At 41.3% G+C, this 426-nt stretch carries 1 pseudogene; it reads left to right on the top strand.

Going from position 1 to position 426, the window contains the following annotated elements:
• Positions 1 to 6 precede the first annotated feature (6 nt).
• Positions 7 to 426 (top strand): annotated as a pseudogene (locus tag M2S36_RS24970) (hypothetical protein); the annotation flags it as partial.

The following is a 426-nucleotide window of genomic DNA, read 5'->3' as shown; positions in this document are numbered from 1 at the left end:
CTGATCATGGCAACCATCTGGATATTCAATTCAACGTCAGGGTCCGGGCATGATCCTGCCATTGGCGGGCAGCTGGTAAAAGTATCAAAAAACACCTTATGCCTGCGAAATCCATGGGTAACAGATTCCGTATTTATGGGGAAATTATACTGTGCAATGACGATCATACTACTGATTGGTTTTTACCCCTACCTCCTCCCAAGCATCCCAGACCTATATACCGAAGACACTATATTGCTGTTATTATTTTTAACAGCACCTTTCATATTCACCCCTTTTCTGATCTATCGAATTTACTTTATAAAAGGCTTATCAAGTTTCTGCCTCAACCGTTCAACCCAAAGAATCTACTACCAGCGCTTGAGTAAGGTATTAATTTTTGAATGGAGCAATACGGGAGGTGGAATTTTCAAACGCACCGAATAC

This window comes from Pseudomonas sp. SF2 (genome assembly GCF_036858055.1).
Lineage (GTDB): Bacteria > Pseudomonadota > Gammaproteobacteria > Pseudomonadales > Pseudomonadaceae > Aquipseudomonas.
The sequence above is the reverse complement of the archived record's forward strand: the minus strand, read 5'-3'. Positions and strand labels throughout refer to the sequence as shown.